This window comes from Aeromonas sp. YN13HZO-058, assembly GCF_001921245.1.
Classification (GTDB): Bacteria; Pseudomonadota; Gammaproteobacteria; order Enterobacterales; family Aeromonadaceae; genus Aeromonas; species Aeromonas allosaccharophila.
The window spans coordinates 122,510-145,574 of the sequence record NZ_MQSY01000033.1 but is presented as its reverse complement, the minus strand read 5'-3'; the positions used below and the strand labels follow the sequence as shown (position 1 = coordinate 145,574).

The following is a 23,065-nucleotide window of genomic DNA, read 5'->3' as shown; positions in this document are numbered from 1 at the left end:
ATCCATTACCATGATGCCGTGATACCCAGCCTGCCCGCATCACACGAGCCGCACCTGCAGGCTCCCGAACTTCATAGTAAAAAGGGGCCAAAGGCCCCCCGATTATAACGGTTTATCTGGTCAATAGCGGTCGCAAAAAACGTGCTGTATGAGACTCTTTATGGCCGCATATCTCCTCTGGCGTCCCCGTCACCAGAATTCGGCCGCCACCGGCGCCCCCCTCCGGCCCCAAATCGACGATCCAGTCGGCAGTTTTCACCACGTCCAGGTTGTGCTCGATGATGACGATGGTATTGCCGCGATCCCGCAACTGGTGCAGTACCTTGAGCAGTTGCTGGATGTCGTGGAAGTGCAACCCGGTGGTCGGCTCGTCCAGAATATAGAGGGTCTGACCGGTATCCCGCTTGGAGAGCTCCCGCGCCAGCTTGACCCGCTGCGCCTCGCCACCAGAGAGAGTGGTCGCTGACTGACCAAGGCGAATGTAAGAGAGGCCCACATCCATCAGGGTCTGCAACTTGCGCGCCACTGCCGGCACAGGATCGAAGAACTCGCGGGCATCTTCCACCGTCATGTCGAGGATCTCGTGGATGTTCTTGCCCTTGTATTTCACCTCCAGGGTCTCGCGGTTATAGCGCTTGCCCTTGCAGACATCACACGGCACGTAGACATCCGGCAGGAAGTGCATCTCCACCTTGATAACCCCATCCCCCTGACACGCCTCGCAGCGACCGCCCTTGACGTTGAAGGAGAAACGGCCCGGCTGGTAACCGCGCGAACGCGCCTCCTGGGTGCCGGAGAGCAGTTCGCGGATCGGGGTAAACAGACCGGTATAGGTAGCCGGGTTGGAGCGCGGCGTACGGCCGATGGGGCTCTGATCGATGTCCACCACCTTGTCCAGATGCTCCAGCCCCTCGACGCTGCGATAGGGCGCAGGCGTAGACTCGGTCGCCTTGTTCAGTTCACGGTGAGCGATACGGAACAGGGTGTCGTTGATCAGGGTGGACTTGCCGGAGCCGGAGACGCCGGTGACGCAGGTCATCACCCCGATCGGCAGATCCAGGTTGACGTTACGCAGGTTGTTGCCGCTCGCACCCTTGAGTTTCAACCACTTGCCGGTGAGCGGGGTGCGCTCGGCCGGGATGGCGATCTGCTTGCGGCCAGAGAGGTAGTCACCGGTCAGCGAATCCGGATTGTCGATGATCTGCTGGGGGGTGCCCTGTGCAACAATTTCGCCACCGTGCACACCAGCGCCCGGTCCGATATCGAGCACATGGTCGGCGAGGCGAATGGCATCCTCGTCGTGCTCCACCACGATCACCGTATTGCCCAGATCGCGCAGATGGGTGAGAGTCTTGAGCAGCCGCTCGTTGTCGCGCTGGTGCAGGCCGATGGAGGGCTCATCGAGCACATACATGACCCCTACCAGACCGGCACCAATCTGGCTCGCCAGTCGAATGCGCTGGGCCTCGCCACCAGAAAGGGTCTCGGCGCTGCGCGACAGGCTCAGGTAGTTGAGGCCGACGTTCACCAAGAAGCCAAGTCGCTCGACGATCTCTTTCAGGATCTTCTCGGCAATCTGGGCGCGCTGGCCGGTCAGGTTCAACCCCTCGAAGAAGGCGAGCGCATCACCGATAGACTGCTCGGCGATGGCGGGAAGGTTGCGGTTGTCGACAAAGACGTGACGCGCCTCTTCCCGCAGTCGGCTGCCACCGCAGCTGGTACAGGATTTGTTGGCGATGTATTTGGAGAGCTCTTCGCGCACCGAGTTGGACTCGGTTTCCCGATAGCGCCGCTCCATGTTGTGCAGGATCCCCTCAAACGGGTGCTTGCGCACCACCACGTCGCCGCGATCGTTCATATAACGGAACTCGATCTCGGTGCGGTCGGAACCACGCAGGATCACCTCCTGGGTCTTAAGCGGCAGATCTTCCCACGGAGTTTCCAGATCAAACTTGTAGTGCTCGGAGAGGGATTTCAGCATCTGGAAGTAATAGAAGCTGCGCTTGTCCCAGCCGCGGATGGCGCCGTTGGCCAAGCTGATGGAAGGATCGCCGATCACCTTGGCCGGATCGAAATATTGCTGCACCCCGAGGCCGTCACAAGTCGGGCAGGCACCGGCCGGGTTGTTGAAGGAGAAGATGCGCGGCTCCAGCTCCGACATGGAGTAGCCGCACTCCGGGCAGGCGAAGTTGGCGGAGAAGGTCATGGGGGCAGCCCCCTCCTCTCCATCCATCGGCACGACCTGCACGATGCCACCGGAGAGGGTCAGAGCCGTCTCGAACGATTCGGCCAGCCGCAACGCCAGGTCGTCACGCACCTTGAAGCGATCCACCACCACCTCGATGGTGTGCTTCTTGTGCAGCTCCAGCGCGGGCGGGTCTGAGAGATCGCACACCTCGCCATCGATGCGGGCCCGGATATAGCCCTGCGCCGCCAGATTCTCCAGCAGCTTGGCGTGTTCCCCCTTGCGATCGCGCACCACCGGGGCCAGCAGCATAAGCTTGCTCCCCTGTGGCTGGGCCAGCACCTGATCCACCATCTGGCTGATGGTCTGGGCGGCGAGCGGGATGGCATGAGTCGGGCAACGAGGCTCACCGACCCGGGCAAACAGCAGACGCAGGTAGTCGTAGATTTCGGTGATGGTGCCGACGGTCGAGCGCGGGTTGTGGGACGTGGACTTCTGCTCGATGGAGATGGCGGGCGAGAGTCCCTCGATATGGTCGACGTCCGGCTTCTCCATCAGGGAGAGGAACTGGCGGGCATAGGCGGAGAGGGACTCCACGTAGCGGCGCTGCCCCTCGGCATAGAGGGTATCGAACGCCAGAGAGGATTTGCCCGAACCGGAGAGGCCGGTGACCACGATCAGCTTGTCGCGGGGCAGGGTCAGATTGATGTTCTTGAGGTTATGGGTGCGAGCACCCCGGACCACGATCTTTTCCATCTTGTTGCACGCTCGATACAGAAACCTGAGCGAGTCAGTATGGCATAGAGACTACTGGATGAATAGACAGTCATGAGATGAAATGCGCATCATCCGGCGCACGCCATCTGCTCTTTTTTCTCCACCAGCAGCTGCTCGTTTTGCCATATCTGGGCAGTGACCTCGACCCGATAGGGGCAGCGCAAACCCAACCCAATCTTGCCAGCCGCCATGCCCTCCCCAGCCAGCAGCGACAGCTTGCGGCTCTGGCGCTGAGTCGTGTTCCCGGCCGCCCCCTCGCTATGCACCAGCCACCTGAAGCTCACCGTCATGTCGCGCTTGCTGAGCAGCGTCGGTGCAAGTGATAACCCTTGCTCGTTCCGCACCATATTGAGAGACAAGCGGATCGACGAGTCTGGTTCCATCCCGGTTTCCATTGCGCTTGCTGGTGATGCAACGCGATGAACCAGCATCAGCCCGCAGAGCAGTACCAATAAAAGAGGGGCCCGCAGGCCCCTGAATCCACAGATACTCATCAGTTGCTACCAGAACCCTGATAGACATAGGCACCGTTGTTGCTGCCATAGACAGTCACATTGGCAGTGTTGAGGCTGTCAGTTTGCGCAACATCTACCTCGTTATTGCCACCGCCGATGCCGCCATTGACGTAAACATTGGCCACGTGTTTTTCACCGATCTGGCTCACGGTGAGCGTGTTTTCGCTACCCAGATAAGACTCAACCTTGGCATTGTTCAGTTTCCCATCCTGAGTCACTGACACCACGGAGTCAGAGTGAGACGCATCGGCATAGGCCCAGTTGTCAGCGCCTTTCTGAGCCACGGTCAACTCGTTGTTCGAGCCCCAGGTCCAGGCGCCCTTGCCTTCACCATCACGGGCAGAGGCAACCTGGTTGCCAGTCCCGTTCTGGTCAATATCGATGGTATTGCCACTGCCTGCTTGTTGCACTGCATTGGCATAGTTGTCGCTACCCAGCTGATCGATAGTGACAGACCCATCCACGCTGCTGGCTAGCTGATCAACCACCGCCTGGTTATTGTTGCCATTCTGAGTGACCTGCGCAGTGTTGCCAACGCCTTGTTGGTTGGTGTCGGTCTGGTTGCCATTACCCAGTTGGGTCACGACCGCCGTTTCACCAGTGCCGCTCTGTTTGGCCTTGGCGATGTTGTCGTTACCATTCTGGGTGATGGTCAACAGATCCTCTGAACCTCTCTGCTCAGAATCGATCTGGTTACGACTCCCGGTCTGGGCCAGTGAGGCGGTTTCACCGGAACCAGCCTGCTTGGCCAGCAGGTTGTTTCCTTGTCCGGCGGTAGCACCAGACTGCAGGGAAGTCACGCTACCAGCGGTGCCGCTTTGCTCCACCGTTGCAACGTTGGCCAGCCCCAACTGGGTGACATCGGCTGTGTTGTCACTGCCACTTTGCTTGACGACCGCGGAAGTGCCCTCGTTTGCGCTGTAACCGAAGTTGTTTGTGCGCTGTGCGACGAAGGCAGTGTTATTACCCCCCTCTTGAGCCACGCTGGCCACGGCACCATCCGATTCGTGTTGATCGACATCCGCAATATGCCCACCGTCTCCTGACTGGGTAATGGTCGCATTGGCATAATCAGACCAGTAGTTATTGATCTGCGCGCTGTTATCGTTCGATTGCTGCTCAATCACTGAATTGGCACGGTCACCATCATCCTGCTTGATACGGGCATCGTTACCATCACCAAGCTGGCTCACCCGGGCCGTGGCCTCACCGTTGTAGTACTGCTGGGTAATCGAAGCGTTGTTCAGCTGTCCGTTGGTATCAATGGTCGCGGTCGATTTATTGGTCACCCCCTGCTGCAATACCGACCCCTCGTTCAGGTGACCGGCTTGCTTGATGTCAGCACTGGAGGCCCCGGTATTGCGCTGCTCGGTCGAGGCGAGGTTATCGCTACCCTGCTGATAAATCGCCGCCTTGTTTGCCGTGCTCTCCTCGACCTGCTGGATGTAAGCCAGGTTGCCGCTGGAGAATTGAGCCTGAGTCACCTCGGCCTGATTGCCAGTAGATGCCGCCCAAGCGGTGCTGGTCGCCAGAAGAACTGCCGAGGCAATAATGGTACGTTTAAACATGATTTCCCTCTCGTGCTAATGGTTGAGCCTAGGCTCAGTTGGTTTGAACGACATTCACTTGCTGATTGGCACCCGTCTGAATAACGGTTGCCGCCAATCCATACCCGTTTTGCTCGATGCTGGCCTGATTACCATCACCCAGCTGGATCGCCCGGGCCTGATTGTCTGCCCCTTGCTGACTGATCCAGGCTTCATTGCTGCTGCCTTGTTGCAGCAGCCAAATCCGGTTATTGATGCCCGCCTGATAGAGCTCGGCGCTATTGCCCTCACCCAGTTGCGCGCCATTGACCCAGTTCTCATCTCCCACCTGGGAGAGCGCCAACTCGTTGGCCCAACCCTGTTGCAGCAGGCGCGCCTGATTCAGATCCCCTTGCTGGGTGAGGTGCAGTTGCTGCTCGCTACCGAGTTGCCACAACTGCGCCTGATTCCCATCGTTCTGCAGACCGGAATCCAGCTCGCTTGCCATCGCCAGCTCATCGAAGACGGCAGGCTCTGCGGCGAGTTGCGGGGCGCCCGACATCAGCAGACAAAAGAGAGCACTCAACAGGTGTTTCATCGCGCCATCGCCTTGTTGGAAAACGCCCACAGTATCTCTGCCAGACAAGAGGTGGCCTATCAGGCACTCCGCTGATTCGAGGATGAAAAGCGCCGCCCGGGAGCTGAGCAGAAAGTCTTAAGTCGTACTCGATGGAAACCAAAAAAATGCCCTCCACCAGGGAGGGCATTGCGAGAGCAGGAAAACTCAAAGCAGCGGGGCGTTATCTTGCAGGTACTCCTGCAGGATCGGGTTATCGATATCCCGCTGGTCGGCCAGTTGCCACAGATTGTCCCGCACGCCATTGGCAATCAGCCGGATCACCCCGGACTCGATAGCCGACATAACACACATCTGTACCGGTTCATTGGTGCTGAAACCGGCCTCGGCCTCCAACAGGCGCTTGTACTCGACGAAGCGGAATACCCCGGCCTGCACCTGTTGCGACAGTACGGTCTTGGAGGTAGTCACACTATTCAGGATCCTACCGGAACGGATATCAACGGCACGCAGATTGACCGTCACCTGATCGACCCGATACTCCCCGCTGGCACCGATGCCGAAATACTTGGCCCCCGCCCCGCCGGTTCGCACATTGCTGTCATAGGCGACGATCCCCCCCTCGATCAAGATGTTGGCGGCAACCAGCGAGGGCAGTTGATTGGCGTTGTTGCCGGGAACATTGGGTTTATTCTGGGCCGCCCGCACAATCTTGCGCTCGGTCAGCAGGTTCTGCAGCCCCTCTCGCTCCAGCGGTACAAACCATTGGGAATCCCACAAGGCCGTGCTCAGCATGGCCACCCCGCCCTGGGTGACCGCAGTGGAGAAGTTGGACGCCGGTGCTGGCAGGTACTGACCGGTCTGATCGCGAAAATCATAGACGGCTGCGACAATTTTCCCTTTTGGCTTGGGCAGGCTGATCAGCTCCTTGTAGGAGATGGAGCGCGGCATCAGGGTCGCCTTCTCATCGGCAACGGGAGAACCGATATGGGTCGTACAACCGGCCAGCATAAGCTGCGCCACTATTAATAACAGTTGTCGTTTCATCGCGCCCTCAGTCGGCAATCAGGCCATTCACTTCGATCATGGTGGTCTGGTTAGTCACCCGGTCGGTGATCGAGACCACCAGGGTGCCATCTTCATCCACCACATTGATGGCAAAATCATCGGTCACCAGACTGCCGCTCTGGCTGCCATCCTTGCCGATATCGGCCAGCAGCTGGCTTATCAAGCGGGATTGCAGGTTGGAGGTCAGGCGATCCAGCGCCGAGGTGCCGCTGCTACCACTACCGCTGGCGGGATCCTTGTAATCATTCTGCGCATTGGCGGTGCCAAGCAGATGACTGCTGTTGAGAGGGTTACCCCCAAAGCTGGGGTTGACGGGGCGATAGACAAGCTCCGACGCATGGAGCGCTGGCGCTATCAGAGCTGCAACTAGCCATAACCGGGCGCGCATGAAAAATATCCTTATAGTTCATCATGTTCCAAATCGAAGGTATCCATGAACAGGGTCGCGATCTTCTGCTGTTCGAGGGTCTGCCTGACCTGTGACCAAGCCAGTTTGGCGCTCTGCTCCTGCTGATTGCGGCCGGGAGAGAGCGCCGTTTTAAAAATCACCTTGCGGTTATGGGTGATCCAGATCAGGCTGCCCCACCGGGCAGTCGGGCGCTCATGAATCGTCAGATTTTCTCTGGCATCCGGGTCTTCATCACTGCGTAACCGGGTAAATTCGTTATAAAAGCCCTGACCGAAGCGGGTAAAGGTGCGATCCAGTACCAGACCATCCACATCCAGCCGGTCACTCTCCTGCTCCGGCTGCACCGACTCCAGCGGTGCATCGGCCTCGGCCGCCACAACAGTCGTGCAGCCCCAGAACAGCACGAGGCAACACACCAGAGAGAGCGCTTTCATCAGTGGGAATCCGATACATCGAGATACTCTTTGGCCCAGCTCACCGCCTGGATCCGGTTCTTCACATTCAGCTTTTTAAAGACGTTGTAGAGGTGGGATTTAACGGTATGCTCGCTGACAAACAGGCTGTCAGCGATCTCGACATTGGAGGCGCCCGTCATCAGATAACGGATGATCTCCTGCTCTCTGGCTGTCAGCAGGGTGTCGTTGCGCAGCAGGTAGCTGTTGCCCTGACGATAGTATTCGACCAGCTCGCACAACAGGTGGCGCGGCATCCAGTACTCGCCCAGCAGGATTTTCTGCAACCCGGCAACCAGCCGGTCGAGCGGATCCTGACGGAAAAAAAGACCGCAGATCTGCGGCCACATCAGCAACAGGTCGCGATCCGTCGCAGTGGGAGCATTGAGCAGCACGGTCGTCGCCATGCCAAAACGCTCGGAGATCGCCCGGTTCCAGCCCAGTGACTGGCCGGAGCGGATATAGTCGAGATCGATGAGAAACAGCGTGCCGTCACACTGGTTATCTAGCTGGTTAATCTCGTGGATTAGCTGGACGGGACGGCTCAAATGAGAGATGAGGTATGCAGCAAATGTGCTGGCCTGCACATTATTTTCAGTGACCAGTGCGATCGGGCATGCGGCTTTCATTGTGTGCTCTTCCTTGAACCTGTAAACCACCTAATCTGGCCGACTGAGTCTACCAAGGAGGTATGGGAGCACAATATTAAAAAAGTATGAGAATGGATCTCAAAAAAATCATAACCATATGTTTTTTTTGGATTTAAAAAGCGGCACCCATTTACCAATCGGCCAGCATAACAGGAATATATGGCAGAAATGTGATGCCAGACACGCCGGCAACACAGACAACCCGACCATCACCACGGCAGGAGCCAACCGTTACCTTTGGCACATCAAGCCGGTTAAGGATGCTGCCAATCCGCTTCGCAACTGTTACTATGGCCGTCACATGCGTCTGCGGGACATTGCGCCCCGCACACAGCAACTAATCAGGTATCTAGTCGTGTTGGACCAGGTTTCGACCTGGCCGGTAAATAAGGTGGAAGAGAGATTATGGCCAGTCGAGGCATCAATAAAGTCATTCTGATCGGTAACCTCGGGCAAGACCCGGAAGTACGCTACATGCCGAGTGGCGGTGCTGTGACCAACATTACTCTGGCTACCTCTGAAACCTGGCGCGACAAGCAGACCGGTGAGCAGAAAGAGCGTACCGAATGGCATCGCGTTGTCTTCATGGGCAAACTGGCCGAAGTGGCTGGCGAGTACCTGAAGAAGGGCTCCCAGGTCTATGTCGAAGGCAAACTGCAGACCCGCAAATGGCAAGATCAAAGCGGTCAGGAGCGCTACACCACTGAAGTGCTGGTCGACAGCTTCACTGGCGTGATGCAGATGCTGGGTGGCCGTCCGCAAGGCGGTCAGGGCATGGGCCAGAACATGGGTGGCCAATCCCAGGGTAACTGGGGTCAGCCGCAGCAGAGCATGCCTGCCCAGCAGCCGATGAATCAGCAGCGCCCGGCGCCAGCCCCGCAGCAAAACATGCCGCCGCAAGGCGGTTATGGCCGTCCGGCCCAGCAGCCACAATCTGCGCCGCCGGTATATAACGAGCCGCCGATGGATTTCGACGACGATATCCCATTCTAAGAACAGACATATTAAAAAGACCCTGATAAATCAGGGTCTTTTTAATTCAAGCCGAGCACCTCTACCAACAGGGAAGAGTATTCTATTAGTGACGGCCCATATTCAGCCATGGACCGGCGCCACAGGAGCACTTGATGAAAGGTGCGATGAAACCGATTGCCCAGATGCTGCTACTGCTGGCGATTTTTCTCCCCGGACAACTGCTGGCACAACCGCTCAAGGTAGGGGTCAGCTTTGCCATCCCACCTTATGTCATCGAAGGCGATAACCGCGGCATCGAGCTGGATCTGTTGAAAGAGGCGTTCGCTGGCAGCGGCTATGATCCCAGCTTTGAATATCTGCCGCTGGAGCGCACCTTCCGCCTGTTCGAGTCAGGCAAACTGGATGCCATTATCAACGTCAGACCCGGCATGGTTGATACCCTCTTTCTGACCCGCCCCGTCATTACCTTCCATAACCGGATCTTCAGCCTGCGCACGACCCATATCAGTACCCTGGACGATCTGCATTCAAAACGAGTCACCGCCTTTCAACGGGCAAGGATCATTCTGGGGGGTGAGTTCGCCACCATGGCCAACCAGAATCCCCACTATGAGGAGGTGGCCAAGCAGCAGGGACAGGTGCACCAGCTGATGCGCGGCAGAGTCGATGCGGTGGTACTGGAGGAGCGGGTGTTCTACTACTATCTGGACCAGCTGATCGCCACGGCGCAGGCTGGCGAGCGCTACGAACGCAGCCAGGTCAGGCAAGCGGACCTCTTCCCACCCACTGTCTATCACTTCGCCTTTCGCTCGGCTGATGCCCTCAAGTTGTTCAACGCTCGTCTTGAGGCCATGAAAAAGGATGGCAGTTATCAGCGAATTTTCGAGGTGTACGGCGCCAAGCCCTAGACATTCATCAGTTCAAGACGACAGCCCCGAACCCGGAAACATAAAAGCCAGCCCATTACAGGCTGGCTTTGTACTGGCTCCGAAGGAACAGCAGTAAAGGAGCGTTACTTCATTGCGCTGCCGTTTTTCAGATCTGCTTTCTGACGTTTGGCTTCGCGTTTCTCTTTCAGTGACATCTGCGGTTTTTTCTTGGCATCTTTGCCGTTGTGATGTTCTTTGTTACTCATCATCAAACTCCAAAAATGTTACCCAGACAGTTGGTTCCTCATGGGAGCCAGCATGCCATCCGAATCATCAACTTCAGTACGCTTGGTGGGATGGTGCAAGACCATCACCAGACTCAGCATACCCTCCAGCGGCATCCGGATCCAGCCTCATTCTCGCCCAAAAAATGCAGTGCTCAGCCCCCGGAACACTGACGCCACACAACCTCGACAGGAAAGACCAAAAAAGAGTAATTCGCATTATTAAATGTTGTCATGCTTATATTAATGCATCACTTTCGAGATATTTTTACGGATAAATATAAACTCCACTCATTAGTTATTTCCACTCAAGCCGCCACCATTTTCATAAGCATTCGCAATATCACCAGAAACATCAGGTTACAACACCGAATAGGTTATTTCCGGTCAGCCAGATATAATGCGCGCCGCACCGAAATATCCGTTTTTATTCAGGAAGCTGTGACATGAACAGAAAAACCAGAGCCGCCATGGTGTCGGTCTGCTCCAATATCAGTCTGATTATCATGAAGGTCGTAGCCGGTTTCGCCAGTGGCTCGGTCAGTATCATCTCGGAGGCCATCCACTCCGCGATGGATCTGGTCGCCGCCCTGATCGCCCTGTTCGCAGTAAAAAAATCCGATCTCCCGCCCGATGAGCGTCACCCCTATGGCCACGACAAGATTGAAAATGTCTCCGGCGTCATCGAAGCACTGCTTATCTTGCTGGCCGCAGGCTGGATCATCTTCGAAGCCGTCGACAAGCTGATCTCACCCAGCCCCATCGATAGCATTGGCTGGGGCGTACTGGTGATGGTGATCTCGGCGCTGGTCAACAGCGGGGTATCGGCTTACCTATATAAAGTCGCCAGAGAGGAGGAGTCGGTCGCGCTGGCTGCCGATGCACTCCATCTCAAGGCTGACGTGCTCACCTCCGCCGGGGTGGCCGCCGGTCTTGGCGGCATCTGGCTGGCCGGTCTGTTCGGCCACTCCCTCGCCATCCTCGACCCGCTGGTCGCCATTGCGGTCGCCATCTTTATTGTCAGAGAGGCGATCAGCATGCTCAACGAGGCCTTCCAGCCGCTGATCGATCAGAGCATGAGCCCGGAAGAGCTGGCAATGACCAGCCGCATCATCACCGAATGCTGCCCCGCCGCCAGCGGTTTTCACGATCTTCGCAGTCGTCGTGCCGGTCGCCGCCGCCATATCGACTTTCACCTCACCTTGCACCCGCAAATGAGCATCGGCGAAGCCCACGACATCTGTGATCGCATCGAACACGCCATCATGCAACAACTGCCCCACGCCATTGTGCTGATCCACGTCGAGCCGGAGGAGCAAGGAGTGCCATCCCCCCTCGCCATAAACTGAAATGTGGCAAACAGGCGGGAAAGTGGCAGCGAAATAACGGAGATCTGGCACAAACCCGCATTTTTGCGGCCTAAATGCCGATTGCATAAGAAGTGATCGGCACAACTGTGTTAGGGTATCTAACCCCCCTGCCGCAGGAGCGCGCCGTGAAAAAGCTGGAAATGAAAGATCTGACCGAGGTTGAAAAAGCCGAGATAGCCTTGTTATTGCAAAAGGCACAAGCCAATGCAGACCACCAGCTGACCAACGGAGAGCGGAACAAGATCCGCGAAGAGGGTCGCCTGAAGATTGTGGCCGACCGCGCCGAAGCGGCCAAGGTAGCCTCCAAGCTGGCCCGCGAGAAAGCCAAAGAACGCGCCAAAAATCAGGTACTGCCAGAAACCTTCAGCTGGATCGACTCGGTCAGCAACAAGTTTCGCAGCAAGCGCTGACCCCCAGCTTCCAAAACGCCCGCTCGCACTAGATGCCAGCGGGCGTTTGCATTTCTGGCCTGCGCACGATGAATCCGATGTGGTCTTGTTAACTGGTTCACTGCTCTGGCGTTCATCCCGGCGTCAAATGGTTGCTTGGCATGACGGGCTCGACACCCAAGCCAACTGACGCCCCAGCCATCGCCACCCTTTCGTTTTTTTCATATTTTTTTTTGCCAGAACTGGCTACATAGTCAGGACAAAAAAGCCAAACCCGGCTTTCTACAGGGTAAGGCGAATCCTTGCTGATTTCGCTATGCAGTTGAAATACATCACATTTACTATAAAAGATGAGATTTTCGGCTGTTACAAAACATTAATATCGAGATAAAGTTTGCTTTAAAAATGAGAGCGTGTTTTAATCTTTCTCGATGGTTCGGCAGTTCAGACCTGATTATGTTAGGCAGTCATTTTAGTAAAGCAGTGATTAGCATAAGCGTTATCCTCGGATAATTCTTATCAAATAATTCTCCTTCTTTAGTGCTCCCCATACGTATTGCTGACGAAAAATCAAAAATTGCCATCTAGGTGGCATTCAACACTATTTAAGGAAATTATTATGTCTAACAAAATGACTGGTACCGTTAAGTTCTTCAACGCTGAGAAAGGTTTTGGTTTCATCTCCCCGGCTGACGGCAGCAAAGACGTGTTCGTACACTTCTCCGCTATCCAGTCCACCAGCTTCAAAACCCTGGACGAAGGTCAGCGCGTTGAGTTCACCATCGAGCAAGGCCAGAAAGGCCCGGCTGCTGCCAACGTAGTTGGTCTGTAATTCAAGCCTGAGCATGCCGCTGATGGCTCACGCCAATCGCTGACAGCTCTGCAAGAATTAAAAAAACCCGCCTAGGCGGGTTTTTTGTTGTTCCCCGTTTTTTTCCTCACAGTTTCTCCCGCCGCCCGACCATTTGATCCCTTCCTTACACACTCTCACCACTTGAGTCTGATAAAGAGCTCCAAGTGAGCTCAAAATGTAAAATAGTGACGAAAAAGTCAGGTTATCCGCTGTATTTGCCGCGAATTCTTGCTATTTTGCGCGCCACAAAAGCAAACGATTTCCTTCACACTTTCAGGATAAGTTATGGCAAAGCAAGATATGGCCGCCAATCGAGTACAGGGCGGCTTTTTGGACTCTTATTTTTCCATTTCTGCGCGCGGCAGTAGTGTGCGCCAGGAGCTGTTGGCCGGTTTGACCACCTTCCTGGCCATGGTCTACAGCATCATAGTGGTGCCGAACATGCTGGGTGCCGCCGGTTTTGAGCAGGGCCCCGTTTTCGTGGCAACCTGTTTGATCGCCGCCTTCGGCTCCCTGCTGATGGGCCTGTGGGCCAAGCTGCCGATGGCCATCGGTTGCGCCATCTCCCTCACCGCCTTTACCGCGTTCAGTCTGGTACTGGGTCAGGGACTGAGCATTCCGGTCGCGCTGGGCGCCATCTTCCTGATGGGTGTGCTGTTTACCCTGATCAGCGTCACCGGCGTGCGCCAGTGGATCCTGGATAACCTCCCCTCCGGCATCGCCCACGGTACCGGCATAGGTATCGGTCTGTTCCTGCTGCTGATCGCCACCAACGGCGTCGGCATGGTGATCAAGAACGAAGGGGCCGGTTTGCCGGTTCAGCTGGGTGAAGTGACCTCCTTCCCGGTCATCATGACAGTGCTGGGTCTGGCCGCCATCTTCGGTCTGGAGCGTCGCAAGGTGCCGGGCGGTATCCTGATGGTGATCATTGCCATCTCCATCCTCGGCCTTATCTTCGACCCGAAAGTGACCTGGAAGGGCTTCTTCGCCATGCCGAGCCTGACTGGCGAGAAAGGTTCGCTGGTAGGCAGCATGGATCTGCTGGGCGCCCTCAATCCGGTAGTGATTCCGACCGTGCTGGCGCTGGTGATGACCGCTGTGTTTGACGCCACCGGCACCATCCGTGCCGTGGCCGGTCAGGCGGGCCTTATCAACGAACGTGGCCATATCATCAGCGGCGGCAAGGCCCTGACTGCCGACTCCGTCAGCAGCATGGTCGCTGGCGTGGTGGGTGGTGCTCCGGCGGCCGTCTACATTGAATCTGCCGCAGGCACCGCGGCTGGCGGCAAGACCGGCCTGACCGCTGCGCTGGTCGGCGTGCTGTTCCTGCTGATGATCTTCCTCTCCCCGCTGAGCTATCTGGTACCGGCTTACGCCACCGCACCGGCCCTGATGTATGTCGGTCTGCTGATGCTGGGCAACGTCACCAAGCTGGACTTCAGCGATTCGGTCGATGCCCTCGCCGGCATGCTGTGCGCCGTCTTCATCGTGCTGACCTGCAACATCGTAACCGGAATCATGCTGGGCTTCGTGGCACTGGTCGTTGGCCGCATCTTCGCTGCCGAGTGGAAGAAGCTGAACATCGGCACCGTCATCATCGCCCTGGCGCTGGTGATCTTCTATGCCGGTGGCTGGGCCATCTAACCCGCCCGCTTATCCGGTTATAGCGAAGGGCTCTACGGGGCCCTTTTTCATGGCTGTGAGGCCGCTAACAGTTTCCCGCCCGTTTGCCCCGCGTTGTTTCAAATTGAAACACCAACCTCCCTTCAGCTGTTTCAAATCCGAACCAAATCACCCGTCATTTTTATCCTTTTTTCTGTCGTTAGACTGGCTCCATCAACCATTTGCCCACCCGTGCGGTGGCAAGCCAAGGAGTGAGCCATGAAGAAACTGATCAATGCCGTCGATGCTGTGGTCCGTGAACAACTGATGGGGATGGCAGCCGCCCACCCCGAGCTCAAGGTACGTATCGAACCCCACTACATCACCCGCGCCGACTCCCCCGTGATGGGCAAGGTGGCGCTGGTCTCCGGCGGTGGCAGCGGCCACGAGCCGATGCACGGCGGTCTGGTGGGCAAGGGGATGCTGGATGGCGCCTGCCCCGGCGAGATTTTTACCTCCCCGACACCGGATCAGATGTACGAATGCGGTCAGGCCGTTGATGGCGGCGCGGGCGTGCTGTTTCTGGTGAAGAACTACACCGGCGATGTGCTCAACTTCGAAACCGCGGTCGAGCTGCTGCACGGTGACGGCGTCAAGGTCGGCTTCTCGCTGATCGATGACGACGTGGCGGTCAAAGACAGCCTCTACACCGCCGGTCGCCGTGGCGTTGCCACGACCGTGCTGTGCGAAAAACTGGTGGGGGCCGCTGCCGAAGCGGGCTATGACCTGACCCGCTGCGAGGCACTGGCCCGTCGCATCAACAACCAGAGCCGCACCATCGGCGTTGCCACCCACGCCTGTACCGTGCCTGCTGCTGGCAAGCCCTCCTTCACCCTGGCAGACAACGAGATGGAGTTCGGCGTGGGCATTCACGGCGAGCCGGGCATCGAGCGCCGCCCCTTCACCGACCTCAATACCCTGGTGGACGACATGTTCAGCGAGCTGGCGGACAACACTCCCTATGGCCGTACCCTGCGTCACTGGGACAGAGCCTCCGGCAGCTGGCAGGAAGAGCACACCTTTATCGAACCGCTCAACAAGGGCGATCGGGTCATCGCACTGGTCAACAGTCTCGGCGGCACCCCCATCTCCGAGCTCTATGGCGTCTATGGTCGCCTCGCCACCCTGTGCGAAGAGGCGGGCATCCATCTGGTGCGCAACCTGATTGGCCCCTACTGCACCTCCCTCGACATGACCGGCATCTCCATCACCCTGCTCAAGGTGGATGATGAACTGATGACCCTGTGGGATGCCCCCGTTCACACCCCCGCCCTGCGTCGCGGCTGCTAAGGAGAACCCATGTTAAGCAAGCATCACATCGTCAACTGGCTGCTCGACTGCGAACACATCTTTACCGAGCAGCGTGACTACCTCACCGCACTGGATACCGACATCGGCGACGGCGACCACGGCCTCAACATGCAGCGCGGCTTTTCTAAAGTGGCCGAGAAGCTGCCCGCGGTGGCGGACAAGGATATCGGTCAGGTGCTGAAAACCACCGGTATGACCTTGCTCTCCTCGGTCGGCGGTGCCAGCGGCCCGCTCTACGGCACCTTCTTTATCCGGGCGGCGGCCAGCACCGATGCCTGCCAGAGCCTGAGCCTCAGCCAGTTGTGCAAAATGCTGAGCGACGGGGTCGAAGGGATCGTCTCCCGCGGCCGCGCCGAGCCGGGTGACAAGACCATGTGCGATGCCTGGTGGCCAGCACTGGCGGCCCTGCAACAAGCCCAACAGCAAGAGCTGCCGCTCAACGAGGCGCTGGACAAGGCAGTAGCCGCCGCCGCTGCCGGTACCGAGGCCACCATCCAGATGCAGGCCCGCAAGGGGCGCGCCAGCTATCTTGGCGAGCGCAGCATCGGCCATCAGGATGCCGGGGCCACCTCGACCCTGCTGCTGCTGACCGCCCTGCGTGACAGAGCGAGGTTGTGACATGATCGGAATCGTAGTTGTCTCTCACAGCGCCATGCTGGCGGCCGGATTGAAAGCGCTGGCCGACCAGCTCGGCAGCCCGGCGAAACTGTTGCTGGCGGCTGGGGTCGATGACCCCGACCACCCCATCGGCACCGATGCCATCGCCGTGATGAGTGCGATTGAAGAAGCGGATGACGGCAGCGGCGTGCTGGTACTGATGGACTTGGGCAGCGCCCTGCTCAGCGCCGAAACCGCCCTCGAACTGTTGCCCCCCGAGTTAAGCGCCCGGGTACGGCTCTGCCCGGCCCCCTTGGTCGAGGGCACCCTGGCCGCCGTGGTGGCGGCCGGTTCCGGCCTGACGCTGGATGAGGTGGCCGCCGAGGCGCTCGGCGCCCTTGGCCCGAAACAGGCGATGCTGCCTGCAAGTGCGGCGCAGGCCGCCACGGAGACAGCCCCCGTTGCCGACGACGGCTGGCTGCGCTGCGAGGTAGTGGTGGATAACCCCCACGGCCTGCATGTGCGCCCCGCCGCCCGACTGGTGGCCGCCCTCAAACCCTTTGCCGCTGAACTCAAGCTGCAAAAGGGGGACAAAGAGGCCAACCCCCGCAGCCTGACCCGGCTCGCCATGCTCAACGTGCGTCAGGGCGACATGCTCACCCTGCTGGCGCGCGGAGAGGACGCTAACGCCGCACTGACCTGCTTCCAGCAGCTGGCCGCCGAGCGTTTCGGCGACTGACGCCGCACGCCACTGTTTCAAGGCGCTGCACTCGCTCGCTGAGCCTGTGCAGCACCACTTTCGTGCAAGTAAAAAGAAGACGAAGGCGTCCCCGGCACAGCCGCCCCTTCGCCCCTGTAAGTTTTAAGAGAAGTCTTAATTCATAAAGAGAGGGATAAAATATGGACCGCATTATCATCAGCCCCAGCAAATACGTACAAGGCAACGGGGCCCTCGCCAATATCGGCAACTACGTCAAGGCGCTCGGCAGCAAGCCACTGATCCTGGCCGACGCCTTCGTCACCAAGCTGGTGGGCGATACCGTGGCCACCAGCTTCCACGGCGCGGGCATCAAACCCGAGTTCGACTGCTTCAATGGCGAGTGCTCCCGCCCCGAGATCGACCGCCTGCTGGCGCACTGCAAGCAGACCCCGTTTGACGTCATTATCGGCATCGGCGGCGGCAAGACGCTGGATACCGCCAAGTCGGTCGCCTTCTACCAGAAGGTGCCTGTGGTCATCGTCCCCACCATCGCCTCCACCGATGCGCCGACCAGCGCGCTGGCGGTCATCTACACCCCGGAAGGGCAGTTCAGCGAATACCTGATGATCCCGACCAACCCCAACATGGTCATCATGGATACCGGCGTGATCTCCCGCGCTCCGGTGCGGCTGCTGGTCTCCGGCATGGGGGATGCACTCTCCACCTACTTCGAGGCGCGGGCCAACAAGGTTTCCGGTTGCCAGACCATGGCCGGTGGCGCTTCCACGCTGGCGGCGCAGGCCATCGCCGAGCTCTGCTACAAGACCCTGCTGGCCGATGGCTACAAGGCCAAGCTGGCGGTGGAACAGGGGCTCTGCACCAAGGCAGTGGAGAACATCATCGAGGCCAACACTTATCTGAGCGGTATCGGCTTCGAGAGCAGCGGACTGGCCGCCGCCCACGCCATCCACAACGGCCTGACCCAGCTCGCCGAGTGTCACCACCTCTACCACGGTGAGAAAGTGGCGTTCGGTACCCTGGTGCAACTGGTGCTGGAGAACGCGCCGATGGCGGAGATCGAGACAGTGCTGGGTTTCTGCCGCTCGATCGGTCTGCCGACCAACCTGCATATGATGGGGGTCAAGGAGCTGGATATGGCGCGCCTGATGGAGGTGGCCAAAGCCTCCACCGCCGAAGGGGAGACCATCCACAACATGCCGTTCAAGGTCACCGCCGAGGATGTGCTGGCGGCCATCGTCACCGCCCACCAGCTGGGGCTGTAACCGCGCCACCGCTGACCTTGCCATATAACACGGCCCCGCAACTGCGGGGACGTTTCATTTTCTACGGGCTGCTTGGCGACGGCCTCAATAACCGTCAGCCGTGATAGTCGGCGGGATCGATCTCGAGCAGTTTGAGCCGCCGCCAGAGGGTGGTGCGACTGATGCCAAGATGCTGGGCCATCTGGCTCACCTGCCCCTTGCAGGCGTGGGCGCAGCGCAAAATGGCCTGCCGCTCCAGCTCTGCAAGCGTGAGCAGCGGTTGCCCCACCACCTCGTCCGCCACCTGCTGATAGCCGTGACGAATGGCGGCAGGCAGCGCCTCAGGCGGGATCTGCCCCTGACCGGCATGAAGCAGGGCATGCTCGACGGCGCTGCGCAGCTCCCCCAGATTACCGGGCCAGGGATAGGCGAGCAGACAGTCGAGGGCCGCCGGACTGAACTGGCGCACCGGCTCGCGCCCCTGCGCCGCCAGCTGCTGGCTGATAAGGCCCGGCAGATCCGCTGCGCGCTCCCGCAGCCCCGGCAGCCAGAGCTCGCACGCCTGCAGCGCATAGAGCAGCTGGCGGCCAAACAGCCCCTCCTGCACCAGTTGCTCCAGCGGGGCGCTGCTGGTGGCGATGATCCGCACCTTGAGCGGCAGGATACGGGCCGAATCGAAGCGCTGGATGCGACCGGTCTTGAGCAGTTGCAGCAGCGCCGCCTGCATGGGGGCAGAGAGACACTCCACCTGCTCCAGCACTAGCGTGCCACCGTGGGCCAGCTCGAACTTGCCCGCCCGCTCCTGCCCCGCCTCGTCGGAGCCCATCAGCTCCAGCGCCATCCGCTCGCTTGGCAGCGCCTTGCAGTTGAGGGTAATGAGCGGCCCGGCGGCCCGCTCGCTGCCAAAGTGGATCGCCTCCGCCAGCTGGGCCTTGCCCACCTCCTCCTCGCCGCGCAGCAGGATCGGCCCCTGACTCTGGGCCGCCTGCCGGGCATAGCGCAGCAGCTTGCGCATGGCGCTCGATTCGCCCACCAGCGCCGACAGCTCGGGCACCGTCTGGCGCAGCTGGTGAATGGCCCGCAGCCGATCGACCGGGTGCAGCAGGGCGATAAAGCTGACCCCCTCCGGCCCCGGCAGCGGCTTGAGGCTCACCAGCGCATTGATAAACTCCCCCTCCTGCGCGCCGAGCCGCTCCAGCGTCACCTCCACATGACTCAGTGGCGTCTGCCCCCTGATGGCCAGCTGCAACCGCTGGGGCAACAGCAGATGCTGCTCCAGCTGCTGGCCGAGACAGAGCGCCGGATCGAGCCGCAGCCGGTGGGCCGCCAGCGCGTTGAGGTAGCGCAGCCGACCCTGCGGATCCCAGGCCAGCACGCCGTCATCCATACCATCGAGCAGGACATAAAGCTCACTCAGGTGGTGCTGGGACTCCTGCATCAGGGTTTCCATCTGCAGCAGATGGGCCAGCTCGCGCCCCGCGCTGACGGTGAGCGCCAGATCGCCGGCGCTCGCCTCCTCCACCTTGCAGATCAAAGCGATGATGGCGACCTGACGGCCATTGCTGTTGTAAACCGGGCTGGCGCAGCTGTGCCACGGGTGGAGGGTCTGGTTGAAGTGCTGGGGGCCGCTGACGCAGAGCGGTACTCCCTCCAGCGCCGCCAGATTGATGGCATTGGTGCCGATGCGCCCCTCACTGAAAAAGGCGCCGGGGCCAAACCCCAGCTCTGCCAGCTCACGCAGGGTGTCGGGGTGGCCGGTGCGGGCCAGCACACAGCCGCTCTCGTCGGTGAGCAGCAGAGCGCAGGGGCGCCCCTCCATAAATTCGTAGAGATCTTCGAGGGCCATCTCGCCGGTGGTGAGCAGGTCCCGCTTGCGCTGGCGCAGGCTCTGCAAGGTCTGCCCCTTGGCGCTGTGGGGCGGATGCCAGAGGGTGGCACTGGTCTGGTGGGCGCAGCGCAGCCAGGATGCCTGCAAATAGTCGGGCCAAGCGAGCAGCGGCTGAAGGTCAGATGGCATGGTCACAGCAATATCCGGCAAGATGTGAGCCGACCATTTAACCACGTCAGTGCCCCCGATTCAGTGACCTGCCTCAGAGGGTGGCAACCACAGCGCCAGAGATGTAGTCCGTAACACATGCATAACGGGGCCCTCGCGAGCCCCGTTGCCACATCGTTTATATCGCCTCCTTGGCAATTCAAGGGGCCATGGCTACATCAGCATCCACTTCTCGCAGGTACAGTGTTGTGAGTGGATCCGTGTCACTCCAGCGGCGAAATGTCATGATCCCTCTCACCGGGTCAACACTGTCAAGCGAAGTAATACGTTGCTCCCAGCAGGTCCACCAGGCACAGGGTTCCGAACCTATTCCTTTCAGGAGTACCAGAGAAGTCATGCCCCCCGCCTGTTGTAACAACAGGTCCTGTGTGCCGACACGCTGACCATTCACTGTCATTTTTTGTTTGCCAGAGGCACCAAGCCAGCCGTCGTTTGTCACCAGGTAGCCTTTGAACGCGGTGGTAAACAGAGGACCAGACAGCGCAACTTGGTCATAAACCCCCAATCCGGGCAGCTCAGCAGCAGTAATTTGTGCAAAACTCTTACCTTGTGCCAGCAGCGCGAGAACTTTACCTGGGAGATCGAGCACCTCTTGGCTACCCCACTCGGCATAGTTATGCCCTATCCACCACCCTTTCATTGCATCCCCATCAACTTTGTGACGACGCATGACCTTGAACTCTTGGCCAATATCGTCACGGTTGAAGTCATATCCATCCAGCGCAATGTGCTGCCAGGTAACATGGATCTGATGCTCGTCGGCAGAAACTTCTTTTTGTTTTGCTTTGTACTGGTGAAACAGGTAGCCATCCGGGTGCGTATCATCGATCTTGCGCAGCTGTTTCTCCTCATCCAGCAAATAGCGCTTCCCTTCGGTGGTTAACTGTTGCAGCCCATCTCCCAAGGGGACATGTTCGACTACAGTTTCGTACCAGTAAGGTAAACGAGTGCCAGTGTGGAAGTTGTAATCAGCATACTCTTCGAACGAGTCATCAAGAGGGTTGGCCCAGACAATTTTGCCAGACTCATAACGTGTCGTGCCATTTTGGCGGCTGAGCAGTGACTCTCGCTGATTGATGGTGCCATCAGCGTTCCAATCATTCTCATATGTGGTACGTACACCATCAGAGTCTTTAACGTAATGCTCCAACCGGCGGAAACCGGGTTGTCCCGGATTGTCCAGCTTGAACCAGTTACGAGTCGGGGCATCGGTTTTGTACTCAATCATCTCGATGTCGTGGCCTGTGGCATTGCCCGTTTTCGTCCACATCTGAACAAAATCGATAGTACTGTAATCCTGTGCTGCGAACTCAGCTCGCAGGTCTCGCCCTTCATTTATCCGGGTGGGATCATTGCACTGATATTCATTCAGCTCTTTGCAGTTGGTGTCCTCGTCAAAATATTCCACCCACTTGGTGTCATTCCCTACACTCAGCGATTGTCCCTTGAAGTTTCGCTCGCCATCCTTGTTAAAGTCATGTTCCCATTTGGCATAGCGCTCGATAGTTCCGTCAGCTTTACGTGTGGTCTCCAGGCTCCATGTGGTAGCGATCAGTGGCGTACCATTGTATCTCTCATAATCGTTGGCATTTTTATCCCAGTAATATTTGGTCCCCTGGCTTACCTCGACACCGCCCTCAGTTTTACGGGTGGAAAACTCGATGGTGAATGTTGCCTTATGAGTGTTGTAGTCGATTTCACTCTTCAGGGTGGGATTGCCCTGAACAGTGATTTGTTCATCCGTCAATTTGTCGTAAATAGCTGTAGCTTCACCGGTTTTATTGTTAAGCGCCAAAAGCAGGACATCCTGTTTGTCTGCCTCTGCTGGCAACGAGGCTGGCAGAGCATCGGCGATCACTTTGGCAATAAACAGTGCCCGCCCATCTCCCAATGCGACAAAGTCTGCATCCAGCATGGCCGAGGAAATGCCAAGCCTCTGGGCCAGCACCTCCCGGGCCTGTACCGGATCGTTATATTTCAGTGTTTCGAGATGCAGTAACGTGGTCAGAGGCGATACGATTCTTACTGTACCACTGCTGCCTGAGCCTGCAGGAGCAACCATAGTAAAAGCGGTGTCAACCGGTCCCCGTTCCAGATCTACTGTTTCACCGGGAATGGTTTCCACATACACATTGGCGCTCAATTGGCCTGGCTCAAGAGTGAACAGTGCTCTCCCCTCGCTATCTGACTTGGCAAAAGGCTCTGCTGCATCACGCAGGCTATTTCCATTAAGATCGACCCACACCAGAGCACCCTGTAACACACCATCAATTGCTCTTATCTGAAGCGTGGTTTTAGTCTCTGGTGGCGTTGTACTATCACCACTACTGTCTCCGCCACCACAACCGGCAAGTGCGGTAATGATGCTTGCTGCCAGCCATGATTTAGTAAAAAGTTTCATACGTCCCCCAGTCCCTGACTTTTTATATTGCTTGCTGTCATCCATGGCAGATACATCGACAGACCCCTTGTAATACTTGATCGGCCGCTTTAACGACTGTGTTGGTTATAGGCTCCTGGTGAACAAACCGCATCCCCCTATCGGGGGAGCGGTTGCGTGTGAGGGGAGAGAAAATAG

At 58.2% G+C, this 23,065-nt stretch carries 21 protein-coding genes; 10 read left to right on the top strand and 11 right to left on the bottom strand.

Features of this window, described 5'->3' with window-relative positions; translation table 11 throughout:
• Positions 1-112 precede the first annotated feature (112 nt).
• From uvrA to BSP75_RS07925, 8 genes are all read right to left on the bottom strand, one after another.
• The gene (gene uvrA / locus BSP75_RS07960; RefSeq protein WP_075112827.1) at positions 113-2,941 is read right to left on the bottom strand and encodes an excinuclease ABC subunit UvrA; all 2,829 of its coding nucleotides are present in this window, start codon (positions 2,939-2,941) and stop codon (positions 113-115) included.
• 89 nt (positions 2,942-3,030) lie between these two features.
• Positions 3,031-3,345, bottom strand: coding sequence for a hypothetical protein (locus BSP75_RS07955; protein WP_253186619.1), 315 nt, complete (start codon positions 3,343-3,345; stop codon positions 3,031-3,033).
• 110 nt (positions 3,346-3,455) lie between these two features.
• The gene (locus BSP75_RS07950) at positions 3,456-5,045 is read right to left on the bottom strand and encodes a curlin (protein ID WP_075112825.1); all 1,590 of its coding nucleotides are present in this window, start codon (positions 5,043-5,045) and stop codon (positions 3,456-3,458) included.
• A gap of 34 nt (positions 5,046-5,079) precedes the next feature.
• Positions 5,080-5,601, bottom strand: coding sequence for a curlin (locus BSP75_RS07945; RefSeq protein ID WP_075112824.1), 522 nt, complete (start codon positions 5,599-5,601; stop codon positions 5,080-5,082).
• Positions 5,602-5,787: 186 nt separating this feature from the next.
• Positions 5,788-6,627, bottom strand: a complete 840-nt coding sequence (locus tag BSP75_RS07940) for a CsgG/HfaB family protein (protein ID WP_075112823.1) — start codon at positions 6,625-6,627, stop codon at positions 5,788-5,790.
• Positions 6,628-6,634: 7 nt separating this feature from the next.
• Positions 6,635-7,036 (bottom strand): curli assembly protein CsgF, encoded by a 402-nt coding sequence (locus BSP75_RS07935; protein ID WP_042063493.1) that lies wholly within the window; start codon positions 7,034-7,036, stop codon positions 6,635-6,637.
• 11 nt (positions 7,037-7,047) lie between these two features.
• Positions 7,048-7,491 carry a curli production assembly/transport protein CsgE gene (locus BSP75_RS07930; RefSeq protein ID WP_083617107.1) on the bottom strand — a complete coding sequence of 148 codons (444 nt, stop codon included), beginning with the start codon at positions 7,489-7,491 and terminating at the stop codon, positions 7,048-7,050.
• The gene (locus BSP75_RS07925; RefSeq protein WP_042063492.1) at positions 7,491-8,138 is read right to left on the bottom strand and encodes a LuxR C-terminal-related transcriptional regulator; all 648 of its coding nucleotides are present in this window, start codon (positions 8,136-8,138) and stop codon (positions 7,491-7,493) included. Before BSP75_RS07925 ends, BSP75_RS07930 begins: the two co-directional genes overlap by 1 nt.
• A 426-nt stretch (positions 8,139-8,564) precedes the next feature.
• Here BSP75_RS07925 and BSP75_RS07920 point away from each other — a divergent pair, with 426 nt between their 5' ends.
• On the top strand, positions 8,565-9,152 hold the full coding sequence (locus tag BSP75_RS07920) for a single-stranded DNA-binding protein (RefSeq protein WP_075112822.1): 588 nt from the start codon (positions 8,565-8,567) through the stop codon (positions 9,150-9,152).
• A 134-nt stretch (positions 9,153-9,286) separates the two neighbouring features.
• Complete coding sequence (locus BSP75_RS07915; protein WP_148140651.1) at positions 9,287-10,042, top strand: transporter substrate-binding domain-containing protein; 756 nt, start codon at positions 9,287-9,289, stop codon at positions 10,040-10,042.
• 104 nt (positions 10,043-10,146) lie between these two features.
• Here the strand turns inward: BSP75_RS07915 and BSP75_RS22085 are convergent, their stop codons facing one another.
• Positions 10,147-10,269: a hypothetical protein gene (locus BSP75_RS22085; protein WP_111809286.1), complete on the bottom strand. Its 123-nt coding sequence runs from the start codon at positions 10,267-10,269 to the stop codon at positions 10,147-10,149.
• Positions 10,270-10,733: 464 nt separating this feature from the next.
• Here BSP75_RS22085 and BSP75_RS07910 point away from each other — a divergent pair, with 464 nt between their 5' ends.
• The 8 genes from BSP75_RS07910 to BSP75_RS07875 all read left to right on the top strand — a co-directional run bounded on the left by BSP75_RS07910 (position 10,734) and on the right by BSP75_RS07875 (position 18,452).
• On the top strand, positions 10,734-11,636 hold the full coding sequence (locus BSP75_RS07910) for a cation diffusion facilitator family transporter (RefSeq protein ID WP_075112821.1): 903 nt from the start codon (positions 10,734-10,736) through the stop codon (positions 11,634-11,636).
• A gap of 146 nt (positions 11,637-11,782) precedes the next feature.
• Positions 11,783-12,067 (top strand): DUF3811 domain-containing protein, encoded by a 285-nt coding sequence (yjbD, locus tag BSP75_RS07905; RefSeq protein WP_075112820.1) that lies wholly within the window; start codon positions 11,783-11,785, stop codon positions 12,065-12,067.
• A 598-nt stretch (positions 12,068-12,665) separates the two neighbouring features.
• Positions 12,666-12,878 carry an RNA chaperone/antiterminator CspA gene (gene cspA, locus BSP75_RS07900; RefSeq protein WP_005316548.1) on the top strand — a complete coding sequence of 71 codons (213 nt, stop codon included), beginning with the start codon at positions 12,666-12,668 and terminating at the stop codon, positions 12,876-12,878.
• Positions 12,879-13,184: 306 nt separating this feature from the next.
• The gene (locus BSP75_RS07895) at positions 13,185-14,543 is read left to right on the top strand and encodes an NCS2 family permease (protein ID WP_075112819.1); all 1,359 of its coding nucleotides are present in this window, start codon (positions 13,185-13,187) and stop codon (positions 14,541-14,543) included.
• 237 nt (positions 14,544-14,780) lie between these two features.
• Positions 14,781-15,851 carry a dihydroxyacetone kinase subunit DhaK gene (gene dhaK / locus BSP75_RS07890; RefSeq protein WP_033137955.1) on the top strand — a complete coding sequence of 357 codons (1,071 nt, stop codon included), beginning with the start codon at positions 14,781-14,783 and terminating at the stop codon, positions 15,849-15,851.
• A gap of 9 nt (positions 15,852-15,860) precedes the next feature.
• A complete protein-coding gene (gene dhaL, locus BSP75_RS07885; protein WP_075112818.1) occupies positions 15,861-16,490 on the top strand; it encodes a dihydroxyacetone kinase subunit DhaL in 630 nt (209 codons plus the stop codon).
• A gap of 1 nt (position 16,491) precedes the next feature.
• Complete coding sequence (gene dhaM / locus BSP75_RS07880) at positions 16,492-17,208, top strand: dihydroxyacetone kinase phosphoryl donor subunit DhaM (protein ID WP_075112817.1); 717 nt, start codon at positions 16,492-16,494, stop codon at positions 17,206-17,208.
• Positions 17,209-17,369: 161 nt separating this feature from the next.
• Positions 17,370-18,452 carry a glycerol dehydrogenase gene (locus tag BSP75_RS07875; protein ID WP_043850356.1) on the top strand — a complete coding sequence of 361 codons (1,083 nt, stop codon included), beginning with the start codon at positions 17,370-17,372 and terminating at the stop codon, positions 18,450-18,452.
• Positions 18,453-18,546: 94 nt separating this feature from the next.
• On the opposite strand, the gene dhaR is transcribed toward BSP75_RS07875, so the two are convergent.
• Positions 18,547-20,448 carry a dihydroxyacetone kinase operon transcriptional regulator DhaR gene (gene dhaR / locus BSP75_RS07870; RefSeq protein ID WP_043850361.1) on the bottom strand — a complete coding sequence of 634 codons (1,902 nt, stop codon included), beginning with the start codon at positions 20,446-20,448 and terminating at the stop codon, positions 18,547-18,549.
• Between the two features lie 178 nt (positions 20,449-20,626).
• Entirely contained in the window at positions 20,627-22,933 is a 2,307-nt protein-coding gene (locus BSP75_RS07865) for a hypothetical protein (protein ID WP_075112816.1), read from the bottom strand.
• Positions 22,934-23,065: the final 132 nt, after the last annotated feature.

Coding starts and splice junctions, on each gene's coding strand:
- dhaK (WP_033137955.1), top strand. CDS start 14,781: ATGAAGAAACTGATCAATGCCGTCGATGCTGTGGTCCGTGAACAACTG.
- BSP75_RS07865 (WP_075112816.1), bottom strand. CDS start 22,933: ATGGATGACAGCAAGCAATATAAAAAGTCAGGGACTGGGGGACGTATG.
- BSP75_RS07915 (WP_148140651.1), top strand. CDS start 9,287: ATGAAAGGTGCGATGAAACCGATTGCCCAGATGCTGCTACTGCTGGCG.
- BSP75_RS07895 (WP_075112819.1), top strand. CDS start 13,185: ATGGCAAAGCAAGATATGGCCGCCAATCGAGTACAGGGCGGCTTTTTG.
- BSP75_RS07910 (WP_075112821.1), top strand. CDS start 10,734: ATGAACAGAAAAACCAGAGCCGCCATGGTGTCGGTCTGCTCCAATATC.
- dhaR (WP_043850361.1), bottom strand. CDS start 20,448: ATGCCATCTGACCTTCAGCCGCTGCTCGCTTGGCCCGACTATTTGCAG.
- BSP75_RS07935 (WP_042063493.1), bottom strand. CDS start 7,036: ATGCGCGCCCGGTTATGGCTAGTTGCAGCTCTGATAGCGCCAGCGCTC.
- BSP75_RS07875 (WP_043850356.1), top strand. CDS start 17,370: ATGGACCGCATTATCATCAGCCCCAGCAAATACGTACAAGGCAACGGG.
- BSP75_RS22085 (WP_111809286.1), bottom strand. CDS start 10,269: ATGAGTAACAAAGAACATCACAACGGCAAAGATGCCAAGAAAAAACCG.
- BSP75_RS07955 (WP_253186619.1), bottom strand. CDS start 3,345: ATGGAACCAGACTCGTCGATCCGCTTGTCTCTCAATATGGTGCGGAAC.
- uvrA (WP_075112827.1), bottom strand. CDS start 2,941: ATGGAAAAGATCGTGGTCCGGGGTGCTCGCACCCATAACCTCAAGAAC.
- BSP75_RS07945 (WP_075112824.1), bottom strand. CDS start 5,601: ATGAAACACCTGTTGAGTGCTCTCTTTTGTCTGCTGATGTCGGGCGCC.
- BSP75_RS07930 (WP_083617107.1), bottom strand. CDS start 7,491: ATGAAAGCGCTCTCTCTGGTGTGTTGCCTCGTGCTGTTCTGGGGCTGC.
- BSP75_RS07950 (WP_075112825.1), bottom strand. CDS start 5,045: ATGTTTAAACGTACCATTATTGCCTCGGCAGTTCTTCTGGCGACCAGC.
- cspA (WP_005316548.1), top strand. CDS start 12,666: ATGTCTAACAAAATGACTGGTACCGTTAAGTTCTTCAACGCTGAGAAA.
- dhaL (WP_075112818.1), top strand. CDS start 15,861: ATGTTAAGCAAGCATCACATCGTCAACTGGCTGCTCGACTGCGAACAC.
- BSP75_RS07940 (WP_075112823.1), bottom strand. CDS start 6,627: ATGAAACGACAACTGTTATTAATAGTGGCGCAGCTTATGCTGGCCGGT.
- BSP75_RS07925 (WP_042063492.1), bottom strand. CDS start 8,138: ATGAAAGCCGCATGCCCGATCGCACTGGTCACTGAAAATAATGTGCAG.
- BSP75_RS07920 (WP_075112822.1), top strand. CDS start 8,565: ATGGCCAGTCGAGGCATCAATAAAGTCATTCTGATCGGTAACCTCGGG.
- dhaM (WP_075112817.1), top strand. CDS start 16,492: ATGATCGGAATCGTAGTTGTCTCTCACAGCGCCATGCTGGCGGCCGGA.